This is a genomic window from Flavitalea flava, from assembly GCF_054461575.1.
Window position 1 is genome coordinate 121,717 of record NZ_JBTLQH010000011.1, and the last position, 21,942, is coordinate 143,658.

At 44.7% G+C, this 21,942-nt stretch carries 26 protein-coding genes; 11 read left to right on the plus strand and 15 right to left on the minus strand.

Going from position 1 to position 21,942, the window contains the following annotated elements:
• Window positions 1–4: 4 nt before the first annotated feature.
• The 3 genes from ACX0G9_RS12895 to ACX0G9_RS12905 all read right to left on the minus strand — a co-directional run bounded on the left by ACX0G9_RS12895 (window position 5) and on the right by ACX0G9_RS12905 (window position 2,678).
• Entirely contained in the window at window positions 5–766 is a 762-nt protein-coding gene (locus ACX0G9_RS12895) for an SDR family oxidoreductase (RefSeq protein WP_459065324.1), read from the minus strand.
• Between the two features lie 141 nt (window positions 767–907).
• Entirely contained in the window at window positions 908–2,026 is a 1,119-nt protein-coding gene (locus ACX0G9_RS12900) for an SMP-30/gluconolactonase/LRE family protein (protein ID WP_459065325.1), read from the minus strand.
• A gap of 55 nt (window positions 2,027–2,081) precedes the next feature.
• Window positions 2,082–2,678, minus strand: a complete 597-nt coding sequence (locus ACX0G9_RS12905) for a Crp/Fnr family transcriptional regulator (RefSeq protein ID WP_459065326.1) — start codon at window positions 2,676–2,678, stop codon at window positions 2,082–2,084.
• A 136-nt stretch (window positions 2,679–2,814) separates the two neighbouring features.
• Here ACX0G9_RS12905 and ACX0G9_RS12910 point away from each other — a divergent pair, with 136 nt between their 5' ends.
• Entirely contained in the window at window positions 2,815–3,594 is a 780-nt protein-coding gene (locus tag ACX0G9_RS12910) for an energy transducer TonB (protein WP_459065327.1), read from the plus strand.
• Between the two features lie 78 nt (window positions 3,595–3,672).
• On the opposite strand, the gene ACX0G9_RS12915 is transcribed toward ACX0G9_RS12910, so the two are convergent.
• The gene (locus ACX0G9_RS12915) at window positions 3,673–3,933 is read right to left on the minus strand and encodes a hypothetical protein (RefSeq protein WP_459065328.1); all 261 of its coding nucleotides are present in this window, start codon (window positions 3,931–3,933) and stop codon (window positions 3,673–3,675) included.
• Window positions 3,934–4,012: 79 nt separating this feature from the next.
• Between ACX0G9_RS12915 and ACX0G9_RS12920 the strand changes: the two genes are divergently transcribed.
• Window positions 4,013–4,384 (plus strand): hypothetical protein, encoded by a 372-nt coding sequence (locus ACX0G9_RS12920; RefSeq protein ID WP_459065329.1) that lies wholly within the window; start codon window positions 4,013–4,015, stop codon window positions 4,382–4,384.
• 7 nt (window positions 4,385–4,391) lie between these two features.
• Here the strand turns inward: ACX0G9_RS12920 and ACX0G9_RS12925 are convergent, their stop codons facing one another.
• The gene (locus ACX0G9_RS12925; protein ID WP_459065330.1) at window positions 4,392–4,634 is read right to left on the minus strand and encodes a hypothetical protein; all 243 of its coding nucleotides are present in this window, start codon (window positions 4,632–4,634) and stop codon (window positions 4,392–4,394) included.
• Between the two features lie 299 nt (window positions 4,635–4,933).
• Between ACX0G9_RS12925 and ACX0G9_RS12930 the strand changes: the two genes are divergently transcribed.
• Entirely contained in the window at window positions 4,934–5,542 is a 609-nt protein-coding gene (locus tag ACX0G9_RS12930; protein ID WP_459065331.1) for an energy transducer TonB, read from the plus strand.
• 92 nt (window positions 5,543–5,634) lie between these two features.
• Here ACX0G9_RS12930 and ACX0G9_RS12935 read toward each other — a convergent pair whose 3' ends face one another.
• The 3 genes from ACX0G9_RS12935 to ACX0G9_RS12945 all read right to left on the minus strand — a co-directional run bounded on the left by ACX0G9_RS12935 (window position 5,635) and on the right by ACX0G9_RS12945 (window position 7,900).
• Window positions 5,635–5,943: a DUF1905 domain-containing protein gene (locus tag ACX0G9_RS12935; protein ID WP_459065332.1), complete on the minus strand. Its 309-nt coding sequence runs from the start codon at window positions 5,941–5,943 to the stop codon at window positions 5,635–5,637.
• Between the two features lie 180 nt (window positions 5,944–6,123).
• Window positions 6,124–6,747: a porin family protein gene (locus ACX0G9_RS12940; RefSeq protein ID WP_459065333.1), complete on the minus strand. Its 624-nt coding sequence runs from the start codon at window positions 6,745–6,747 to the stop codon at window positions 6,124–6,126.
• Between the two features lie 109 nt (window positions 6,748–6,856).
• Window positions 6,857–7,900 (minus strand): NAD(P)-dependent alcohol dehydrogenase, encoded by a 1,044-nt coding sequence (locus tag ACX0G9_RS12945; protein ID WP_459065334.1) that lies wholly within the window; start codon window positions 7,898–7,900, stop codon window positions 6,857–6,859.
• A 284-nt stretch (window positions 7,901–8,184) separates the two neighbouring features.
• Between ACX0G9_RS12945 and ACX0G9_RS12950 the strand changes: the two genes are divergently transcribed.
• Window positions 8,185–8,382: a hypothetical protein gene (locus ACX0G9_RS12950; RefSeq protein ID WP_459065335.1), complete on the plus strand. Its 198-nt coding sequence runs from the start codon at window positions 8,185–8,187 to the stop codon at window positions 8,380–8,382.
• Window positions 8,383–8,425: 43 nt separating this feature from the next.
• On the opposite strand, the gene ACX0G9_RS12955 is transcribed toward ACX0G9_RS12950, so the two are convergent.
• Window positions 8,426–8,845, minus strand: a complete 420-nt coding sequence (locus ACX0G9_RS12955; protein WP_459065336.1) for an SRPBCC family protein — start codon at window positions 8,843–8,845, stop codon at window positions 8,426–8,428.
• A gap of 215 nt (window positions 8,846–9,060) precedes the next feature.
• On the opposite strand from ACX0G9_RS12955, the gene ACX0G9_RS12960 reads away from it, so the two are divergent.
• From ACX0G9_RS12960 to ACX0G9_RS12980, 5 genes are all read left to right on the plus strand, one after another.
• Entirely contained in the window at window positions 9,061–10,407 is a 1,347-nt protein-coding gene (locus ACX0G9_RS12960) for an IPT/TIG domain-containing protein (RefSeq protein WP_459065337.1), read from the plus strand.
• A 149-nt stretch (window positions 10,408–10,556) separates the two neighbouring features.
• Window positions 10,557–11,387, plus strand: coding sequence for a DUF6597 domain-containing transcriptional factor (locus tag ACX0G9_RS12965; protein ID WP_459065338.1), 831 nt, complete (start codon window positions 10,557–10,559; stop codon window positions 11,385–11,387).
• 103 nt (window positions 11,388–11,490) lie between these two features.
• Window positions 11,491–11,877 (plus strand): YybH family protein, encoded by a 387-nt coding sequence (locus ACX0G9_RS12970; RefSeq protein ID WP_459065339.1) that lies wholly within the window; start codon window positions 11,491–11,493, stop codon window positions 11,875–11,877.
• A gap of 74 nt (window positions 11,878–11,951) precedes the next feature.
• On the plus strand, window positions 11,952–12,560 hold the full coding sequence (locus ACX0G9_RS12975) for a DNA-3-methyladenine glycosylase family protein (RefSeq protein WP_459065340.1): 609 nt from the start codon (window positions 11,952–11,954) through the stop codon (window positions 12,558–12,560).
• A gap of 82 nt (window positions 12,561–12,642) precedes the next feature.
• On the plus strand, window positions 12,643–13,449 hold the full coding sequence (locus ACX0G9_RS12980; protein WP_459065341.1) for an isocitrate lyase/PEP mutase family protein: 807 nt from the start codon (window positions 12,643–12,645) through the stop codon (window positions 13,447–13,449).
• Here ACX0G9_RS12980 and ACX0G9_RS12985 read toward each other — a convergent pair.
• Complete coding sequence (locus ACX0G9_RS12985) at window positions 13,408–16,254, minus strand: glycoside hydrolase family 3 C-terminal domain-containing protein (protein WP_459065342.1); 2,847 nt, start codon at window positions 16,252–16,254, stop codon at window positions 13,408–13,410. The genes ACX0G9_RS12980 and ACX0G9_RS12985 overlap by 42 nt on opposite strands.
• Before the next feature lie 57 nt (window positions 16,255–16,311).
• Here ACX0G9_RS12985 and ACX0G9_RS12990 point away from each other — a divergent pair, with 57 nt between their 5' ends.
• Entirely contained in the window at window positions 16,312–17,301 is a 990-nt protein-coding gene (locus ACX0G9_RS12990; RefSeq protein WP_459065343.1) for an SMP-30/gluconolactonase/LRE family protein, read from the plus strand.
• A 28-nt stretch (window positions 17,302–17,329) separates the two neighbouring features.
• Here ACX0G9_RS12990 and ACX0G9_RS12995 read toward each other — a convergent pair whose 3' ends face one another.
• The 4 genes from ACX0G9_RS12995 to ACX0G9_RS13010 all read right to left on the minus strand — a co-directional run bounded on the left by ACX0G9_RS12995 (window position 17,330) and on the right by ACX0G9_RS13010 (window position 21,170).
• Window positions 17,330–18,037, minus strand: a complete 708-nt coding sequence (locus tag ACX0G9_RS12995; RefSeq protein WP_459065344.1) for a TetR/AcrR family transcriptional regulator — start codon at window positions 18,035–18,037, stop codon at window positions 17,330–17,332.
• 172 nt (window positions 18,038–18,209) lie between these two features.
• Window positions 18,210–18,659 (minus strand): ABC transporter permease, encoded by a 450-nt coding sequence (locus ACX0G9_RS13000; protein WP_459065345.1) that lies wholly within the window; start codon window positions 18,657–18,659, stop codon window positions 18,210–18,212.
• Window positions 18,660–18,740: 81 nt separating this feature from the next.
• The gene (locus tag ACX0G9_RS13005; protein WP_459065346.1) at window positions 18,741–19,595 is read right to left on the minus strand and encodes an ABC transporter permease; all 855 of its coding nucleotides are present in this window, start codon (window positions 19,593–19,595) and stop codon (window positions 18,741–18,743) included.
• Window positions 19,596–19,688: 93 nt separating this feature from the next.
• Complete coding sequence (locus ACX0G9_RS13010; RefSeq protein WP_459065347.1) at window positions 19,689–21,170, minus strand: SDR family oxidoreductase; 1,482 nt, start codon at window positions 21,168–21,170, stop codon at window positions 19,689–19,691.
• A 115-nt stretch (window positions 21,171–21,285) separates the two neighbouring features.
• Here ACX0G9_RS13010 and ACX0G9_RS13015 point away from each other — a divergent pair, with 115 nt between their 5' ends.
• Entirely contained in the window at window positions 21,286–21,414 is a 129-nt protein-coding gene (locus tag ACX0G9_RS13015) for a hypothetical protein (protein WP_459065348.1), read from the plus strand.
• A gap of 38 nt (window positions 21,415–21,452) precedes the next feature.
• Here the strand turns inward: ACX0G9_RS13015 and ACX0G9_RS13020 are convergent, their stop codons facing one another.
• On the minus strand, window positions 21,453–21,836 hold the full coding sequence (locus ACX0G9_RS13020; RefSeq protein WP_459065349.1) for a hypothetical protein: 384 nt from the start codon (window positions 21,834–21,836) through the stop codon (window positions 21,453–21,455).
• Window positions 21,837–21,942 lie beyond the last annotated feature (106 nt).

Genomic DNA, 21,942 nt, shown 5'->3' on the forward strand with positions numbered 1-21,942 from the left:
TTCATTAAGACAGGATCGAATTGACCACTATGCCGCCGTCAACAAGATAATCGGCTCCTGTGATGAATCCTGCATCGTCACTGGCCAGGAAGGTCACCAGTTTGGCCACTTCTGAAGAAGCTCCCAAACGTTTCAGGGGGACCCGGCTGCTTAAGGTAGCCGCGAATCCATCACGTGTAGCCTTATCCAAACCCATTTTGTCCATGATAGGTGTTTCGATCGGGCCTGGACTGACGGAGTTCACCCGGATCCTTCTGGGCGCCAGCTCCGTAGAGGCCACTTTCGCCAATGAATTCAGGGCTGCCTTGCTGGCGCCATAGACAGAGGAGTTGGCCATTCCGGCTGTTGCACTGATCGAGGATAATAAAATGACGGACGCACCGTCCTTCAACAGGGGAATGAATTTGTTAAGGGTGAAGTAGGCACCTTTGAAATTAATATTCATGATCTGGTCAAATTGCTGTTCGGTAGCCGATTCAAGGGGAAAGAAGGATCCTACGCCGGCATTGATGAAGAGTACGTCTACTGTGCCATACTGTGCTTTTACTTTGGCGACCAGGGCATCGGTATGTTCAAGATTGGCGGTATCTGCCAATACTCCTGTGGCATTGTCGCCCAATTCGCGGACTGCCTCGTCGATGGCGGCTTGTTTGCGTCCGGTAATGATAACTTTTGCACCCTGTGCGATAAATTCTTTGGCGGTGGAAAATCCTATACCGCTATTGCCACCGGTAATAACGGCGACTTTGTTTGCTAACCTGCTCATATTTTCGTTTTTTCTGATCTGTTGTTATAAATTTTTTTCTATGTTGTTGTACTTGCCGGCATATCTGGAACGATCGTTCCGTAAAGGTAAGGTTATTGGAACGATCATTCCAAATAAATTTTTAAATCATTTTTCAAGATTTTATTGCACCAGTAAATTCAGATCGATATAATTCAGATGGTCCAGGTTGTCTCCTCCCATATAAAGTTTGTCCTTATACTCAAAAACGGAGGACATTTCGCTAACGGTTTTGCCTTGCGTATCATAATAGCTGTTCAGGATTTTTCCCTGTTCATCGATATGCAGCAAGAGACCAAATGGTGCCGGTTGTGGTTTTAAAAAGCCCGGGAGACCCATGACTATTTTTTTAAGCAGGGGATAGGGGTGAATTTTATCCAATTCATCATTGCGGTTGGTGGAAAAGGCCAGCCAGAATGTTCCATCCTTTCTGCGGACGATATTATTGGGGAATCCGGGAAGATTTTCTGCTATAGTTTCCTGTGTGCCTTTCTTTTCTCCTTTTATCCATATTTTTTTTATCCGGTAGGCTCCCATTTCAACGACCAGGAGCGCTTGTTCATTTTGTGTTAAGCTGACGCCGTTGATCCCTAAAAATCCCTTGGCAATCGTTTCTACATTTCCGGTTGAGGGGTGATAACAATATAATCCTCCCTGTGGCTGCGACGATGCCAGGAGTTTGACCATATTATCTGTGTTGAAATAGGTTTCACCGGAGGTGACAGAAAAAAATATATCACCATTACCAGCAATATCCATGTCGTTGGGGATTTGAAACGGCTGGTTGTCACTGTCATGCAGGGCCAGCCAGGTAACCTGCCCCAAACTATCAATCGAAGCCAGCCCTTTACCGATAACACAGGCGATCAAATTCCCCATATTGTCGAATTGAATGGCGCCCAACCAGGATGGAAGAGATGCAAATTCTTTGACTTCCCCGGAAGACAGATCGATCTTCAGGATTTTTCCCTTGGCGTGGAAATCTTTTTTATCTGCACGCGCCCCGCAATATAAAAAACCGTTTTTTTCGGCAATATCTTCCGGACCGTAATAACCCTGCAAGGATAGTTGGCATGCATGCTGTAAGACCTCATTTTTGGATAATATGCCGGCATATCCGGGTTTTACCGGAGGGGTAAATGCGTTGGCCGTATATGTCCATGAGTTGACCAGCGCATAGGTCAGCAGGACTAAAAAGAAAGTGGGTATTATCAACAGCGCTCTGATAATTATTTTTTTCATGTAAATAATTTAGATCAAAGCTAGCTGGACCTTGCTGTACCAAAAATGATAATTGTTAGGAAATCGTTGTTGGCCGGGTTATTTCATTTCTTATCCGGCTCAGGGACTCAGGGGCAATGCCCAAAAAGGTGGCAATATATTGTACAGGAGTTTGATTGATGATCTTTAAAGGTTTCTCCTGCAGGAATTTAAGATAGCGGTCTTTTGCCTTTATATGATGCTGGTTTTCCAGGAGATTGGCCAGACACAATACGCTTTCTTCCATTAATTTTCGTCCCACTATATTCCAATTGGGAATGGCCTGGTAAAGGCCTTGCATTTCTTCAAAGGAGATTTCCAATATGGTTGAGTCCTCCAGACATTGTATATTATCGTAGTAAGGCTTTTGTAATAAGAAACTTTTCGCGGAAACGACAAAGGAGCCATCACAAGCCAGGTAGTTGGTAATTTCCTTTCCATTTTCCCGCAATTGATACATGCGTATAAGCCCTTCTTTTATAAAAAAAAGTTTGGTACACACTTTCCCGGCTTTCAGTAAGAAATCATTTTTTGCATATTGTTTTACCACGAATTTCTCCGAGATCGTGATTAATTCGTTTTCGGTAAAACCTGCTATTCCGGTAAAGTTTTTTAATAAGGACTGGGAATACATGTCCTAAATCTACGCAATTTTGTGCTTGTTTTAAATCAATGGTGACCTCCCCGATTTTTTTCTGAAAAAGACATAGTTCTGTTTTAAACATTTGGGTTGTATATTGAGACGGTAAAACGGAAATAACACAGGATATATGAGAATTATAACGATTTCACTTTTTCTCCTTTTGGCCTTTCTCCTGGAAATTACGCTTGTGCAGGGCCAAACCGAAACCTTCGAATTTTTTGATGCCAAATGGAAACCCATAAAAGAAAAAAAAGCTGTTTATTTAGTTCGTATGCGTCTTTCCGAAGACACTTGTTGGGAGTATAGCTTTTATTATTTGCATGGCCCATTGATTAAGATAGAATCCTATCAGGATGAACAAAAAAGCGTTCGGCAGGGTTTGTTTGCCTGGTATAATAAGGAAGGTAGAATGGATTCCAGCGGTTACTTTTACAGAGGCCTTCCGGATAAGGATTGGATTTATCCGGATGAAACCTGGAAGATTCGGACCACGAAACATTATGATAAAGGGATAGCTCTTACCCAAAAAGAGTTTGAGGAAAAATTAAAGGCAATGGAAATAATTGATCCGGCATACCCTGATCTTTCCCGATTAAGTCCGGAATCTTACTACCCCGGAGGGTCCAGAGGGTGGAATCAATACCTTGGAAAAAATTTCCGTTACCCGGACAGAGCGGTAAATAATATGGTCGATGGCCGGGTCCTGGCCTGTTTTCTTATAGAACCTACCGGACAAATCCAGGACATTCAAATTTTACAATCTGTTGAACTTTCGTTGGATGAGGAAACCATTCGGGTCTTAAAAAACTCTTCTACCTGGGTGCCTGCTATAAAATTTGAACGAAAGGTCAGATCTTTTAAGATACAGCCAATGATATTCAAACTCGATTTCCCAAAAAGGCGATGAACAGGCTCCCACTCTCCGGGTCACTGACCACCTTTCCATTTCAATAATTTCTCGTCGACGATTTTTTCCAGGTTGTTCTCAGAGGTTGTTGTTTAAGGGTTTCAATCGCCGTATCCAGATCTTTGAATTGGTCAAAGATATTTTTGCCGGCTGTCCGGAATTGTATTTCCGGGTATACCAGTCAATATGATTTTCAAAGAAGTCTCCTTTTTTTCTAATACTACGTAGCGATTTTGAAAAGATATATCCTTCCGGTGCCAGGGGTACTGCTATAAATTCCTGAAATAACCGGGAAATCCGGTCACCTGGTTTCAGATCGGTGTAAAGATGATTGGGCATTGGAGATACTGTTTGGATGATGGTTAGGACGGTTAAAAATAAAACGTTAACCCTGATATTTTCATACATTTGTCCCCACATGGCAAAAGAAAAGAACAAACCAGTCCCGGTCAGATTTGATTTGAAGCTGATGGAAACCTTGAAGGAAGAAGAGAAGATCGATACTCCTCAACAGGCCCTGAACTTTCTGGCCAGATTCTGGGAAGATAACCGCCCGGCCAAAGAAGGCTTTGAAAGTGGTCTTACAGAGATTGGAACAGGGGTTAAGCCGAAAAAAGCCGCTGCCGCTTCAAAAAAAAAGGATCGTGATTTAACCGCTTCTTCTTTGGAAGCTGGTCCACAGGAATCAGGATCTTCCGGATCCGGTTCGGCCGCTTCTCATCCATCCGGCCTGTCCGGTATCGATCTTTCTATCTGGAAGGCCGAGCAAAAAGAAAAAAGCAAGGCTTAAATCAAGGTCAGTGCTTTTCAGGTAACGGACAATAGTTGGATAAAGCTTCCGGTATCATTTTTGATTTGTCACCCAGAAATACAGCTTTTCTTAAATCCTGGCAAATTTTGTCTTTTTCTTCCTGCGGGATGGGAACTTTGTCTTTTGAAGCCAATACAGTTACCTCGCTGTTTTTAAATAAGCTTCTGCTATTTCCAAATTGATATTTTCTTATTCTTGCAAATGCCCGATTGCTTAAGGCATTTTCCATAAACGGTTCAAATTGCAGAGCTTTAAACTATCCTTGTTCTTAATGACGGTAATATCCGAAATATCGTTGTTTTCAATTTCGTTTCCTTCTTCAGGATCGGTTAATACTGGAATGGAATCAAATAAGGTTCTTCACGATCGATGGTTTAGGGATGACAATATACCGCTTTTCTTTTATAGAAAGGTCTTGTAACCCGTTGAGCAATAAACTCCCCAAAAGCCTCCTGGAATAACCGCTGGCAAGCTGGTGGCACTGGCTTTGCATAGTTAAGTATATTACTTAATTAAAACCAATGATTTATGCCAGTTAACACACCCTACAACATAGCCAGATTGACCTTAATTGCAGCATTCAGTATCGGAGGGTTGGTTGCCTGTAACAGCAATACCGACTCTCAGGCAGATAAAGAGGCTGCAGCCGATAGTTTGAGAAATGTAACCGATAATGCTGCTAAAGACTCTGCCGCAGCAAAAACCGCTAAGGTTACCAAAAAGAAAGGTAGGGGAACCCTAAATCTTTCTTCAGACAATACTGCGGATGCCTCTGCTGCCAGTAAAGAAAAAATGATGAAGGATAAAGATGGTATTTACAACAGAGCCGAAGTAATGCCTGAATTTCCCGGTGGCAATAATGCCCTGGCCAATTATGTGAACAATCATCTGGAATATCCGCAGCAAGCAATCGATAACAATAAAGAAGGTACGGTAAAGGTATCTTTTGTCGTCGATGAGAACGGGAAAGTAAGCAAGGCGAATATAATGGATGGCTCCAAATTGGGTAATGGGCTGGATGAAGAAGCCTTGAAGGTATTCAACAATATGCCTGTATGGAAACCCGGTAAGGTCCATGGAAAGAATGTAAAAACGAGATTGGAATTACCCATCGCTTTCAAATTGGAAGAGGCCTGATTGAAAGGGGATCAAGATTGAGTAGGATTATGATTTGCGTGAGCATAATGTAAACTTTTTTGAGCCATGGATTTCACTATCCATGGCTTTTCTTATTTTATTATCCGTTCTTCCAGCTTTACGGTTACCTTGTCGCCTGCTTCTTTGCCGATTGCTTTTCGTAAGTCGGCATTAATGGGAAGTTTATGGGTGCCATTTCCCAAGGCCATAAAGGAGCTTCGGAATCTGTGACCATCCATGGTACCTCTCACTTTCACCAGGCCCTTTGTTTTGAAAAATGTAACAGAATCCGGCCAGATCACATAGTGCCAGCCGTTTTTGGCAGCGCTCTTATGAATGGCTGCCGTAAATTCTATATTCAGTTTACCCTCCTTGACCGGAGTAGTTTTTACCTGTTTCATTTTTGAGATTTTTAACGGTTTAACATTTTTGATGCTTTTAAATATTTTCTGTAAATAATTGAACATACATAATGGACATAAAGGTATTCATCCCGTTTTTGTCGGATCGGGCGTGTTTGTGACTTATCCCGGGGGAGATTGGGACAATGAGGGCCTTGATCTTTAAAGATATTTTCCTGTTTAGCTGGAGATTCTATAGGCTAAACCCACCTGGAAGACGCGGTTACGCAAACGGGCGAAGCCCCGTACAGGATAGTAAGTAGGATTTCCATTGATATATTCCAACCTTTCTGATGCTAAAAGAGGCATCAAACCATATACATAACGGATATCTAAGGATAATCGTTTGCCGGCCTTATAGGAAAGGCCCCCATCAAGACCTAGATCGAATCGGGCAAATTCATTGATGTCCGGAGAATAATCAGCAGTCCTTACCCTCACCAGAAAACCGAATTCGGGCCCCAGAAGAATTGACAGTTTTTTGGAAAGATTAAACCCGGCCAGAAGAGGAGCGCACAGGTAATCAATTCGGAAATTGCCCAGACCCCGGACTACTGTTATTTTATTACCCTTCCTTGAATAATAGAGTTCAGCGTCAAGGAAGAATTTTTTGTTGATGGGTAGAGTAGCGTACAAACCAGCGTAATAGGATATCTTCCAGGGGGCAAACTCATTTACATCTCTAATAGTGGTGATATTGCTCCCACCTTTAATACCAAAGTTTAGCTGGGCGTAACCGTTGAGCGACAGAAAGGCTAGTATAATGAGGATAACCCTCTTTAGAGGGAAGTAAATACAATTCATATGATTGGTTTAGGGGATAAATATATAAAAGATAAAATGACCCCGGCCAATCAGGTTGGTTAAAAATATGGTAATTGCTTGCTTTATTTAAATTTGCCTGCGGATCGCATTAAAGACTAGCCATATCGATAACAAAACGGTAACGCACATCTCCTTTTAACATCCGGTCGTATGCCGCTGTGATATCCTTGATATCGATCATTTCTATATCCGAGACAATATTGTTTTTGCCACAGAAATCCAGCATTTCCTGGGTCTCGGCAATTCCACCAATACCCGAACCGGCAAGACTTTTTCTACCGCCGAGCAAACTGAAGGCAGCAACTTCTGCCGGTTTGGAGGGAACACCTACACATATCATGGTACCATCGGTTCTTAATAAAGAGAGGTACATATTAAAATCGTGTTCTGCAGATACCGTGTCCAGGATAAAGTCGAAAGAATTCCGCGCTGCTTTGATCTGGGCCGGATCGGTGGTTACCACAAAATGATGTGCACCTAATTTTTTTGCATCCGCTTCTTTTTTTGAGGAAGTACTCAGTACGGTAACCTCTGCGCCAAAGGCAACACCAAACTTTACAGCCATATGACCAAGACCGCCTAAGCCAAGAACAGCCAGTTTGTGCCCTTTTCCTACCTTCCAGTGTCTTAAGGGTGAGTAAGTGGTGATTCCGGCGCATAATAAAGGGGCTACGGCCGCCAGATCCAGGTTGCCTGGAACACGAAGGACGAATTCCTCCCTGACGACGATGCTATTGGAATAACCGCCATAGGTTGGCGTTTTGCCATCCTGTTCCAATCCATTATAGGTCTGGGAGTTTCCTTTCAGACAGTATTGTTCCAGGTCCTTTTTGCAATTTTCACAAACCTGACAGGAATCAACCATACAGCCGGTGCCGGCCAGATCGCCCACCTTAAATTTGGTAACCTGGTTACCCACTTTTACTACACGCCCTACGATCTCGTGGCCCGGAACCATCGGGAAGATACCCGGGAACCAGTCGTTCTTGATCTGATGAAGATCCGAATGACAAACACCGCAAAACAAAATATCGAATTGAACATCGTGCGGCCCTACTTCACGTCTTTCAAAATTCCAGGGGGCTAAATCCGTTTGCGGATCCTGTGCTGCATATCCTTTGGCTGGTATCATATTTCTTATATTTTTTTTGGTTAAACCGTTGTGCCGGGTGGAAGGGGTATAAAAGAAGTATGAAGATATACCATATATGGCATAAAAACACCCCCAAATTTGTTATTTACCCCCCTGTTGAAACAGCAGGTAGCAACTATTTTGAGGCTAATTAAATTTCAGACCATGACTGCTTTACCCAAATTCACTTTAAGGAGCCTTATCCCTGTTTTTTTTTCTTCTTTATCTTGTTTGCCGGAACGCCTGGTTCGGCTCAGGTGGCGACGAATAGTACATTAGAAAAAATGCCTGTTTCCCTGGAAACGGATTTTGCTTTAAGCGCCCTTCCCGCTCATCTGCGTGAAGGTGCAACTGTTTATCTCCTGGATCCCGCCAATGAACGGGAAAGGGCGAAGATCCTGCGTGAAAATAAAGATCAGCTGAAAAGGCTTGCGGATTATAAGCCATATTTTGCCGTAGAGCCAGGAGGTATGTCGCATTGATAAACCAGGCTGTATTCCCTATTGAATTTCCAGAGACAGGTGATCAAAGCTTTTTGGCAGCTTTGATCTGCGTCTGCATATCGGCGGGGGTACTGTCTGCAATTTTTTTCGCCACCAGCTTTACCCAGAGAAAGGCCAGGATTCCCTTTACCCAAATGGTATTGGTAATTTTCAGCCCATCGGGGGTCGTTTCAAAAAGATGCTCATCATACATTTTTGCTAAAGGGAAGGACGTCACATCTATATACTTCTTATTGGGAATGGTTTCCGTCAATACGACTTTTACCTCAGGACCACCTTTTGGCCGGAGCATAAAATAATTTCCCTGTTCGAAAGGGCCTTCCAGTTTAGCAGATTCAATCCCCGTGTCCCAGGTATACCAGTTGTTGACATCGGAGAAAAGTTTCCACATTTGTTCGGCCGTTGCTTCTTTTGTTACTGTCGAGTAAGTTTTGATCCACATAAATTTTTGTTTTTGATATTATATGTACAAATATAATAAGTGCACTTAGTATATCCAAATTATTTCCAAATTTTATCCGAAAAATATTTTTACCTTTTTCAAAACCGTTGCCCAACCCATTTCCACCGGTAAGTTTGTTATTGCCGCCGGATAAAAACTACCGCCTTTAGTGCTTGTACGATCAGGTAATTTTCCTCATGGTACAACATATCCTCATGGTGCAACATATAAGACAAAAGTCCATTTCAGGCAAATTCAGGGTTCTTATCCTTATATTGGCTGGGTTTGGCCTCTTCGCGGGGGCCTGCCGTAAATACGATAACCCCCCGGTCGCGATGCCTGTTCCGGCCCCACAGTTGGTTTCATTCGATCCGGCCGAAGGGCCAATGGGTTTCACCGTGGTACTGAACGGGGCGAATTTCAGTTCTTCGCTAACCGGGAATACCGTAACCTTTAATGGCAAAACGGCTATTGTTTCGGCGGCTACCAGTAACCGACTTACGGTTACCGTACCTGCCGGAGCAGGGGATGGCAAAATAGCCGTTCAGACAGGCGGTCAGACCGTCACCTCGGCAACCGGTTTTACCTACCTGTACACCGTCAGTACTTTCGCAGGGAGCAGTCCTCCTGCGTATTTGGATGGAGCAGGCGCCGTTGCTAAATTCCATTTCCCCTTTGGTGTGGCGACAGACGCCGCCGGAAATATAATCATTACGGATCTCAATAATCAGCGGATCCGCAGTATTACGCCTGCAGGAGTGGTGAGTACGGTAGCCGGCGACGGTTTGCAGGGTTTTATAAATGGGGCAGGTGTGGATGCCCGGTTCAGAGAACCCTTTGCAGCTGCGGCAGATGCCTCCGGTACGATCTTTATCGCGGATGTGGATAATAATATGATCCGGAAGATCACGCTGTCAGGGGAAGTAAGTACCCTGGCCGGTGATACTATTCAAGGGCAGGTAAATGCCACGGGTACAGCTGCCCGTTTCTCATCACCATCCGGGGTGGCCGTAGATGGGGCCGGAACGATCTTCGTCGCTGATGCAGATAACCACCTGATCCGGAAGATCTCGCAGGCGGGGGTAGTTACCACTTTTGCCGGTGATGGTCATTCCGGGTATAAAGATGCCCCGGGAACGGAGGCTGAGTTTAATTATCCCAGCGGAATAGCCCTGGACGGTTCCGGAAATGTATATGTAGCGGACGAGAGTAATAATATGATCCGCAAGATCACGCCGGCCGGAATGGTCAGCACGCTTGCCGGTAATTTGAACAGCGGACACCAGGATGGAAATGGCAGGGAGGCGGGTTTCAATTCTCCGATAGCCATGACAGTTGACCGGTCGGGAAATGTATATGTAGGGGATTATAACAACCAACTCGTTCGTAAGATCACCCCGTCAGGAGTGGTCACTACCATTGCCGGCGATGGGTCTCCGGGTTTTAAGGATGGGGTCGGCAGGGATGCACAGTTCCGAAATCCCGCAGGTATTGCCATCGGTGCTTCGGGAATTATTTACGTGGCCGATTTTGGGAATCACCGGATAAGGAGCCTTCAGTGAAGCGGCGGATGTGCTTAAACAGTTCCGATTTGTACAATTATAAGCGAATTATAAGGAGTAACTTTGAATAAATAAGCAGTACCGGAATAAGCAGTACCGGAATAAGCAGATCCGGAATAAGTAATCCCGGAAATTATAAAAACCCAATAGTGGCCTTTACAGAAATTCTTCCCAGTCCATCATTAAGACCTTATATAAAGGGGTTCTACCTATATGAGTCGACCTCGGACTTAGCGTTTGACGATATTGTATTTCCCAGTGGAAATATGGAAGTGATCTTTAACCTGGGAGAAGGGAGCTGGATGACGAGGAAGGAAGAGGGGCGAAAGGGCGGAGTCTTTTATACCACACCTCCCATTGAGCTTTGGGGTCAGATCACCCGGCCGAAATCCATAAAGTCCCTGGGGAAAAACACCATGCTGGGTATCCGGTTTTATGCCCATTCTGCTGCCTATTTTTTCAAGGAACCGGTTTCTCTTTTTACGAATGAAATTATTCATGCAGCTGATCTGTTGGGACGATCTATTACCATTTTGCAGGAAAGGTTATTGGAGACGTACGATTTAAATAGCCGGATTTCGCTCCTCGAAGAATATTTATTGAACCGGTTGACGGTATCCGGTAAAAAACATCATAAAATAAAGTTTATCGGCGAGATTGCTGCCAGTTTACAGGATAATGCCAGTAACGAAAAAATAATTTCCGTTTCTATTCGGAATAATATTTCTACCCGGTATCTGACGCAGTTGTTCTCGGAATATACCGGGCTGGCGCCAAAACTGTTTTGTAAAATAAACCGGTTTCAGCACAGTCTTAATCTTATACAGGCCAATGATCAGAAGCTGACCGGTATCGCCTATGATTCCGGATATTTCGATCAGTCCCATTTTATCCGGGAATTTAAATTGTTCACCGGTATTACACCCACCTCCTTTGCCACACAGGCATTTCCTATCAATCAGTTGCTGGCTAATAATTAATTAATAAAAACCTGGTATTGCCGATTTGTACAATTTCCGCTGATAAGGACTAACTAGTTTTGTACGGTAAATATGATTTATTCACCAGTACAAATTTTAAAAAATGAATCTCCCCAAAAAAGCAGAGGATGTCCATGCAGCATTGGCAAACGCCTTTAACACCGGTAATCCTGACATCGTAATGAGTATGTATGATGTTTCCGGAATTATCGTACCTGAGCCCGGAAAACCCGTTTCCGGTAAGGAAAGATTTGAAGAAGCGATCAAAGGCATTTTATCCATCAAGGGTAAAATGGAGATTAAAACCGTGTATTGTCTTCAAACGGGAAATATTGCCGTAGGTAGATCCGAATGGAACATTACCGATAAGGGTGAAACTAAAATCAGTGCCAAAGGAATCGAGGTTATGAAACAACAGGAGGATGGCAGTTGGAAAATTATCGTCGATCATGCCTTCGGCGCCGAAGAGGGGCTTGTTCCTTCCCGATAATTTATCCGGTTTTGTCTTTTTTGAACTATTTTTATTCCTGAACGTTCCTTCGAAGTTCAACTTGCTTATTTCCTATGTCTGCAATAGTCAACGAAAAAGATATCAAAGCCCTTATTAAAATTGATAAATTATTTGCCGATATCTACAAGGCTCATAAAATGCCGCCAAATTGGTCCCGACCGCAAGGGTTTATCACCTTGTCGAAAATAATTCTGGAACAGCAGGTTAGCCTGGCTTCAGCCAATGCCCATTTTCTAAAGCTCAATGGTTATATTCCGGCTTTTACGCCCGAAAATATTTTAAAGTTGAGTGATATAGAAATGCGGAACTGTCAGATCAGCCGTCAAAAAACAAAATATCTCCGGGAACTGTCCACGGCAATCCTCCATAAAAAAATTGATCTGGACAATTTATCGACCCTACCCGAACCGGAGATCAGGCGGCAGCTGACTGCTATAAAAGGGATCGGCAACTGGACCGTCGATATATACCTGATGTTCGCTTTGCAGGGAAAAGATATTTTTCCAATTGGCGATATCGCCATTGTCAATACCATTAAGAAATTGACGGGTGTTACGACAAAAGAAGAAATTTTAGCCATGGCTGAAACCTGGAAACCTCTTCGCTCCCTGGCCACCTATTTTTTTTGGCATTCCTACCTGGAAAAACGGAAAAAGGGATAAAGCGAAAAAAAGAGATAATGTGATTTTTTATGTGTCAGTTGGATGCTGATCATTTTTTAATTGAACACTAAAATCAAACAAAATGGCAAACAGATTTGACGAATTTTTGGCCTTACATCATAATGACCACCCTCTTCTGATTGGCAACGTTTGGGACGTTCCGGGAGCAAAAGTTTTTGAACGTAAAAAATTTAAGGCAATTGCTACCTCCAGTGCAGCAGTAGCGGAAATGCTAGGTTATGCCGATGGCCAGGAAATGAGTATCAGTGATTATTTGTTTATTGTTAAACGGATTGCCCCCTCTGTTTCAATTCCTTTTTCGGTGGATATAGAGGCTGGGTATAGCGATACACCGGAGGCCATTAAACATTGGATTGCCCGGTTATATGAGATGGGGGTTGCAGGTATAAATATGGAAGATTCCACGGTTAAGGATGGCGTACGAAATATTGAGCCCGCATCTGTTTTTGCAGAAAAACTTAAAAAAATAATGAACCTGTTGGAGGACGATCATATCCATATGTTTGTAAACGTTCGCTCTGACAGTTTTCTGTTGAATTTGCCCCATGCGTTGGAAGATGCACTAGCCAGGATAGATTTGTATCAACATACCAGCGTTCATGGATTATTTTTTCCCTGTATTACGGGCCTGACGGATATTGAAAAGATCACGAAACGATCTATACTTCCGGTAAATGTTATGTGTATGACGGGGTTGCCAGATTTTGCCCAATTGCAGCAGGCCGGTGTAAAGAGGATAAGTATGGGCCCTTTTTTACATACAGGTTTGTACAAGGTTATGGAAAACACGGTTGGGGATATAGTCGCAACAGGCAGTTTTGCCGGTCTATTTAATGATCAGCGTTCCTTTCGCCCTCAGGTCCTGTGACGAAGCGCCGATCATAATCCGGTAAGCGCCGGGCTCCGTTACCCGTTGAAGCGATGCATTCAGTGTAAGCAGCAGGGCAGGGCTTATGTCGAAAGAGATCTCTTTCGTTTCTCCGGGCAGCAAATGCACCCGTTGAAAACCTTTAAGCTCCAGCACAGGACGGGCAAGGGTTGCCTCCAGTTCCCGGATATATAACTGGACGACCTCATCGCCTTCTTTTTTTCCCTTGTTCGTTAACGGAATATGAACGCGGGTGGATTCCCCTTTATTGAGGATCGTTTTGTCAAGGACCAGTTCTCCATATTCGAAATGGGTATAACTCAGCCCGAATCCAAAGGGGAATAAGGGAAGACCGCTCAAATCGTTATAGTCGTCACCTCTGCCTGTTGGTTGGTGGTTATACACCAATGGTAATTGTCCTTCGGAAACGGGAAAGGTGATGGGAAGACGACCGGCTGGATTATAGGTTCCAAAAAGAACATCGGCTACCGCTGCTCCGCCTTCTTCTCCCGGATACCAGACATCGAGAACCGAAGGTACTTTATCGAGCCATCCCGACATCGTGATAGCGCTGCCACCGGTGAGAATGACCACCACCGGTTTGCCGGTAGCCGCTATTTCGCGGATCATTTCTTCCTGATGTCCGGGCAGACCCAGGAATGCCCTGTCCTGGAATTCACCTTCCCGGATACCGGTCACGATGACGGCAACTGAAGACTGGCGGGCGGCAGCCACTGCCTCCCTGACCCTGGTCTTCCACCCGGTATCTGCGCCAATAGTCCATACGAGTTTGATATGGCCATTTCCAACGGGTTCGAAGAATTCCACCCTGATCGCATAGGTCTTTCCTTTTTCGAAGGAATAATCCCTGAGTAAGGTGCGATAGGTCTGTTTTTTCCAATTATCGATGATCAGTTGCTGGTTGATATAAAGCCGGTATCCATCATTTCCCTCCAATCCGATCTTATAACGACCACTCTGCGGAGCTGTTAACAGGCCCGTCCATCTTGCGGAGAAAAAATCATTTTTTATCGATGGGGCGGGAGAGGAAAGCGTCCAGCTAAAATTTATGGTTTCATCCTGCCTGGTAAAGGTTGGACTTCCTTTACAATCGATATTAGTAAAGTATTCTGCCAAAAGACCTTTTTTGAAGGAGGCTGCCGGAATGGCTGTAAATTCTTCGGTTCCTCTGCCAGATCCCGGTGTGTAAAGGACCCGGGTGCCAGCTCCGGCTTTTTTACGGATCCCTTCCAAAATGGAGATCTTGCCATTGCCTTTACCGCTGTACCCGCCCAAACGCGCTTCTTCGGCATCGGAGCCGATTACGGCGATTGACGCGAGATTTTTATCGAGAGGAAGAAGGCTTTCACCTGGTTGTAAACCCGGGGCTGAGACTTTTTCATTTTTCAACAGGACAATGGTCTCCAATGCCGCTTGTCTGGCCAGGGTTTTATGCTTCTTGTCTTTCGATAGGCGTTCTGCCTCCTGCATGTCAACATAGGGGTTTTCAAAAAGACCTAATTCGAATTTGGCCCGGAGCACTCTGGATACGGCATCGTCGATCCGTTGCTGCGCAATACGCCCGTCCAGAAAAGGAGGGATAAATAATTTATATTGGTCATAACCCGTCTGGAAGATAACATCGAGCCCATTGGTGATGGACTGTGCACTGGCCGTTGGGTAATCTCCGGAGGTCAGGTGAAGGACGGTGGAGCCGCCGGTGGCGCCGGCATCAGAAATGACAAAGCCCTGAAAGTTCCATTCTCCCTTGAGCTTTTTATTGAGCAGCCAGTCATTGGCCGTACAGGGATTTCCATCCAGGGAGTTATAGGCGGTCATGACCGATCTTGCCCCTGCCTTTTGAAAGGCTTCCTTAAACGGGGGAAAATAAATTTCTTCGAGGATCCGTTCGTTCAGGTGTACGGGATAACTATCCCGGCCGCCGTCTGCATAATTGGCGATAAAATGTTTGGGTGTGGCAATGATACCTGTTTGTTCAAAGGGTCCGATATAGGAAACCCCCATGGCCGCAGATAAAAAAGGATCTTCTCCATAGGTCTCTTCCACTCGCCCCCAGCGGGGATCGCCGCCAATATTTATGACCGGGCCCAGGATATCCCTGATCCCCCTCATTTTTGTTTCCTGTGCGACGGCTTCGGCTATCCGGGCGATCAGGCTGGTATCAAAAGTAGCAGCCAGACCGATGGCCTGCGGGAATGCTGTGGCCCCATCCTGAATCAGGCCGTGCAAGGCTTCGTCGAATACGAGGACAGGGATGCCCAGACGGGATTTTTCCAGAAAATATTTTTGGATTCCATTGACTTTTCTGGCTAAATTAACGGCATTCCCGGATTGGCTGTAATGCAGGAGTTGGGTGAACGCATCGGCACCTTGTCCCTGGGCGCTCATTTGAAATCCGAAGATGCCATGCAGGTATTGAGTGTCAGGAACATGATCCAGATCCCCGGGGATCATATACAGTTGCCAGAATTTCTCTTCCGGCGTCATTCTCGATAACAGGTCCTTAACCCGCTGTTCCACTGGTAAAGCCGCGTTTTTATAGGGGGGAAGGGGTTGCCCGGAAATGCCGGATTGCGCTGAATTGCCGGGTTGCCCGGATTGCCCAAGGACAGTTAAGGTGGTAAAGATCAAAATGATAGAAAAACCCATTTTTCTCATGTGCCGGTGATTCAGGTAAAAATTAATAAATGATGTGCCGGCGCAAAGATAAGGGGTGGAGCTTATTTTCGGATGAACGGTAATCGCCCGGAAATCGTTCTGCAGTAAATTCATTAATGTTTGCACACCCATCAATCTTTGCACACTAATAAATCATGTCCAACCGCCAAACCTTTCCCAACCATGACTAATTCCTGTAAAACTGCCTTTTATTTATTTTTGATTTCCCTTGTTGCGATCAATGACTCCATAACGGCGCAGCAGCCTGCAGCGGTCGTTGCAGATAAATTCCTTATCCCGGAAAGCATTACGTACAATGAAACTACCGGAGAATTTCTTATCAGCAGCCAGAACAAACAAAAAATAGTAGCCGTCCGTCCCGGGGGATCATACCGTGATTTTATTTCTTCCGCGCAGGATAGTTTTCTATGCGGTGTAGGCGTGAAGGTGGATCCCAAACGGCATGTACTTTGGGCATTATCCAATTCGGGTATTAATAATATACGCAGGGGAGGGATCTGGGCTTATGATTTGGGAACGGCCAAACTGTTGAAAAAGTGGATATGGACGGATACGGCTGCTTTTATGTTCAATGACCTGGTGATAGACAGTAAGGGGAATATATTTATTTCAGAGTCATTTGGCTGCCGGGTTTATTATCTGGAAAAAACAATGGATCAGCCACGGCTTTTACTGACACTTCCCAAAAATAATTATCTTAATGGGATCGCCCTATCCGACGGCGATGAACGTTATTTGTTCATCGCCTGTTATCAGAAAGGGATCGTTTGTTATGACCGGCAAACCAAAGAAAACTGGGAACTGCAGGCTCCCGAAAAGGTAAATGCAAAAGGATTGGATGGTTTGTTCTGGTACAAAAACTCCCTTATCGGCGTGGATAACAGCGCGGAGGATTTTTCCAGGCATAAAATTGTTCAATATACTATTTCCCCTTCCTTCAAAACGATCAGCAGGGCCGCTGTCATCGATGAGCATAATCCTTTTTTTGATGTACCTACTTCTGCCGTAATTGCCCATGATTCCTTGTTCGTCCTGGCCAACAGCCAGCTCGGGAATTGGGATGATGGAAAAGAAAAGATAAAGGATTCGACAAAATTGAAGCCGATATACATTTTATCCTATGACCTTAAAAAGGCAAAGGGAATTAATTAGAATCAATTGTAGTTTAGTCAAAATGGGTTTACCGGTTATTCCCGATTTTGATAGAGATCAGTGAATTGTTAACGGCCATACTCCCTTCCTGGAGGGTCACTGCCCCACCGGAAGATTTCGCGGAGCCTGCAGCAACCTTGCCGGAGCCGGGTTCGAGGACAATATCCAGCTGCTGATTTAGCAGATTGACAAATTCAGTATAAGAAGGGGGGGTACGTCGGTTGAGGTATAGCGTTAACAGACCGGTAACCGTATACCTGAGCTGACTTTTCAATAATTCTGCGTTTTCAACGCTTATCAAACCCTTGCTCAGGCAATAGTTCCATTCCTCTTCGCAAACGCTGTCCAGGGAATATTGTATGGTGTCCAGAACCGGTTTTTTCCCTTTGATGTCCCCGATCTTTTCGATAAAGAACAGATCGAATATGCCGGGATACTGAATAAAAAAGTCAGCATACGCCCTGATCGCAGCGCGTAAACTTTTAATTCCTTTTTCCTTTTTTTTTATTTGCTCTTTTACGAATTGTTTGGCTTCTTCCTGGAAATCATGTACGCATAAAAACACGAGATCGTTGACATCCTTGAAATAACTATACATAGTGGCGAAAGAATAACCCGCCTTATCGGCAATACTGCGAACGCTGATACTTTTCAGTCCCTCGCCTTTTAAAAGTTCCTTCGTAGCCTGTAAAAAATACCCCCTCATTCGCTGTTCCTGGAGCTCCTTATTCTTCATTTTGTTGGTGTTATGCCGTTTTTTATCTGTCTGGATTTCATCCGACCCCGGTTTAACTAATGTAAATATATTTAACATTGTTAAATTTTCAAAACATTGTTTTTTTATCTGACAAAATGAGCGGGAAACTATCTTTTACGGGAAACTGTCTTTAAAAGAGAATTTTCTTTACTTATTCCGTCTTTAACGCCTTTACCGGATCGCGCCTGGCGGCGTTAAACGTCTGTGAGCCGATGGAGATCAGTCCCAGCACCAGTAATATAAGGGTGCCGGAAAGGATGGTTCGCAGACCGAAATCTACCCGGTTGGGAAATTTTCGCAGCCACATCGTATTGAGCAGATAACTAAGGGGGGCTGCGATGAGGATGGCGATCACCAATACCCGTATAAAATCTTTGGACAGCAGCAGCATTATCCCCAAATTCTCTGCGCCGAGCGCCTTGCGGATGCCAACTTCCTTTATCCTTCTTTCTGTAGTATAGGTAGCCATACCGAGCATCCCAAGACAGGCGATAGTGACGGCTGTAAAAGCCAGGAAACCCAATATAGAGACAAGATCGAAAAATCCACGGGATGTTGAAGCCAGCTGGTCGTCGAAAAATTGATATTTAAAAGAGTGCACGGGATCGATGGTTCTCCATTTTTTTCCAGGCGGTCCAGGGTCCCCCGCAAGTCTCCCGAAGCGATCCGTATATTGACAAATTTAAAGAGTGCCGGCTGGTTCTGCAATACCAGGGGCTGAATCTGGTCCTGATCGAGGCTCATATGGAAATCCTGTACTACCCCCGCCACCTGAAAAGAAAAGGTATCGTTGCCTTATATCGTCGATCTTTTTTGCCTTGATCAGGGTTTCCATGGAGGAGGCCGAAATCAGCACGTCGAATTTCAAATGAGATTTATAGGGTTTGTCCGCCAGGACTCCGGTGATGGTATACACCCCCCATTTTACCGGGGCCGAGGATTCTCCCTGGTCAAAGAAAGTCAAACCGCGATCGGTAAATTCAATTGTTTTACCGATAGGGTCTTCTTCCTTAAAAAGGCGACGGGCCGTCTCACTGGTAATGACCATCGAACCCGGAGCTGCCAGCGCCTCTTCTTTATTGCCTTTGCCCAATTCGAAGCTAAACAGGTTAAAAAGAGAGGGTGATGCGAAATAACCCCGCATTTCCACGGAATGCTGGCCGCTCAAACCGCCACTGTTCAATCTGTCTCCGGTTACTCCGTTTTCGCTTAACCTGCCTCCCCCTATTCCGTCTCCGCCCACTCCCATAATGAGCTGGGTCACATCTTTAATGACCGGGTCGTTTGCCCTTATGGCGCCGGCCATCGGGTAAGGACTGGTAGCATAAGGATGCCGGAAATCCGGTTTGTCTGTAAGGATACGGTAAAGGCTTTGTTTGTTCGTATTGAACTGGTCATAACTTTTCTGGTCGGCCACCATCAGGACGATCAGCATACAAACCGCCATGGCCGCTGCCAACCCGAACAGATTTATAAAGGAGAACACCTTGTGTTTCAGGATATTCCGCATTCCGACTTTCAGGTAGCTTTGGAACATGTTGATTTTATTTTAAAGGAAACGGGCTTACCTCCGGTAGTTAAAGTGGATCAGACGCCTTAAAAATGCGCCAGGTTACAGCCATTCATCGGTTTAAATGGTTGTTCGGCCCGTTGTTCCGCCCGTTGTTCGGCGATACCGGATAATATTAGATGCCATACCTTCAAACATAAAAAAGTGGAAGGGTAATACTGCATACCAATACAATCTGCCCGCCAGGCCTTTGGGGCGGAAGGTGGCGGTTTGTTGGAGATAAGATATATCATTTTTAGTGATGATCCTGAATTCAAGCCAGGCTTCTCCCGGAAGTTTCATTTCGGCATATAACAATAATCGTTTGTTGGGTTTGTCAGCAGCCAGCACCCGCCAAAAATCCAGTGAATCTCCGGTGTTGATGGTATGTGGATTCCTTCTTCCCCGGCGCAATCCGACTCCGCCAACAAATTTATCGGCGATTCCCCGCAAATGCCATAACCAATTTCCATAATACCACCCGCGTTGGCCACCGATGGACCAGATGTTGTCAAGAACCTGGTCAATGCCCGTTGTCAACTCCTTCTCTCTTCGGTCGGTAAAACAACCATCTGTTGGGACATTAATATGTTCCATCAGAAAAGAATTACCGGTATAACTGGAAATGAGAGAGTCCTTCCAGCTTGAAAGGATATTGTTTTGTTCAATCTTCTGAAAGGCCAGCTGTACGGCTTCCTCGTAGGGCACTGGTTTAATGCCGAGTATTTTTTCAAGGTTATTATCTTTTGCTACAACCTCCACTTTCATGCTGTCCACCAGGTTTACGGCAAGTCTGTAGGAGGTGGAGGTGACAAAGTACAGCCAGTAAGAGGAAATCCTAGGCGTCATGACCGGGACGATTAAGATGTATCTTTTTAGCCCGCGTACCTTTGCAAAAATCAGCAGCATTTGCTTGTAGGTTAAAATATCAGGCCCACCGATGTCATAGGATTGGTGGAAGGTTTCCTGTTTGCCTAATACTCCGCTCAGGTATTCCAGCACATTTCTGATGGCGATGGGTTGTATCTTTGTACTGAGCCATTTTGGGGTGATCATAAAGGGCAGTTTCTCAACAAGATCACGGATGATCTCGAAGGATGCGCTGCCGGATCCAACAATAATGCCCGCTTTGAGGGAAGTAAGGGGGATATGGCTTTTGCCGAGGATCTCTTCCACCTTTTTTCTTGAATCCAGATGTTTGGATAGTTTGTCCACGTTGGTGATCCCACCGAGATAGATGATCTGTTTGACGGAGGTTTGAACCAACAGGTCGATAAAATTATTAGCGGATAAGGCTTCGAGGGTATCAAAGTCTTTTACACCGGCACTCATCGAGTGGATGAGATAATAAGCGGCATCTATATCTTTTATGACATCGGGCAGGTCGGTTTTTATAAGGAAATCGATTTCCAGCAAAGAGATGTTTGCCTGCTGAAAAATGCCCTCGGGAGGAAGCCTGTTCTTATCCCTTAAACAACAGACAATCTCATGACCCTGTTCCACCAGGACGGGAAGCAGTCTTTTACCAATATAGCCGGTTACTCCGGTTAGCAATATTTTCATTAATCAGGAATAGTTGAATTCTACCATTACTAATAGAAAACATAAAAATAAGTTAGCACAAATATCCTTATGCTGTAACTGGAAAAAGGGTTTTTCATCGGGAAAATGACGGTGTATGCGAAAAGCTATTCGTGATAACCTGAATGCGGCTGAGAAGGATATTTATGAACCGGTCACCAGCGCATTCTTACGTCACTGGGCAGAGGAGCCTAATCAGACCACGCTGATCTATATTGCCGGATAAGGGGATGATGGGTTGAGGGGCTGGATTATGCGTCCGGGTCAGTGTTTGGAAAAATGCTCCCGGACAAAGGCATGTTGTTGATTCTCCGTCATCTTTTCGGCTGGTTTGATTTCTATCACTACTTTTTCGAAAAGATGATCGGCCCTGAGGAGGTTCAAAAGCTCCGTTTTGGCATTCGTAGGACCGAAAAGAACGACATGATCGAATTTTTTGACGACTTCACCCAGTGTTTTGTAATAAGCCGTTTGTTCATGCTGCTCCTTGTTATGCGACAGGTTCTCACTCTTACCCAAACTTTTCTCTTTTTCCGCATGGTTAAAGGTGGAAGAAATCAAGGTCGTCGTTATAGGGTCGGTGGTGAATTCCATGACGTGGGCGCTTGCATGATCCATCCAGATACCTGCATTTTTTGTTATAGTCATACTATGAATTTTTGAGCGGACAGATTTATATTCATCCGCCGCGGGAACGAAATTAAGGGTAAGAATCTCCCTAACTCTTACATCATTAAGGAATTAGATTACATTA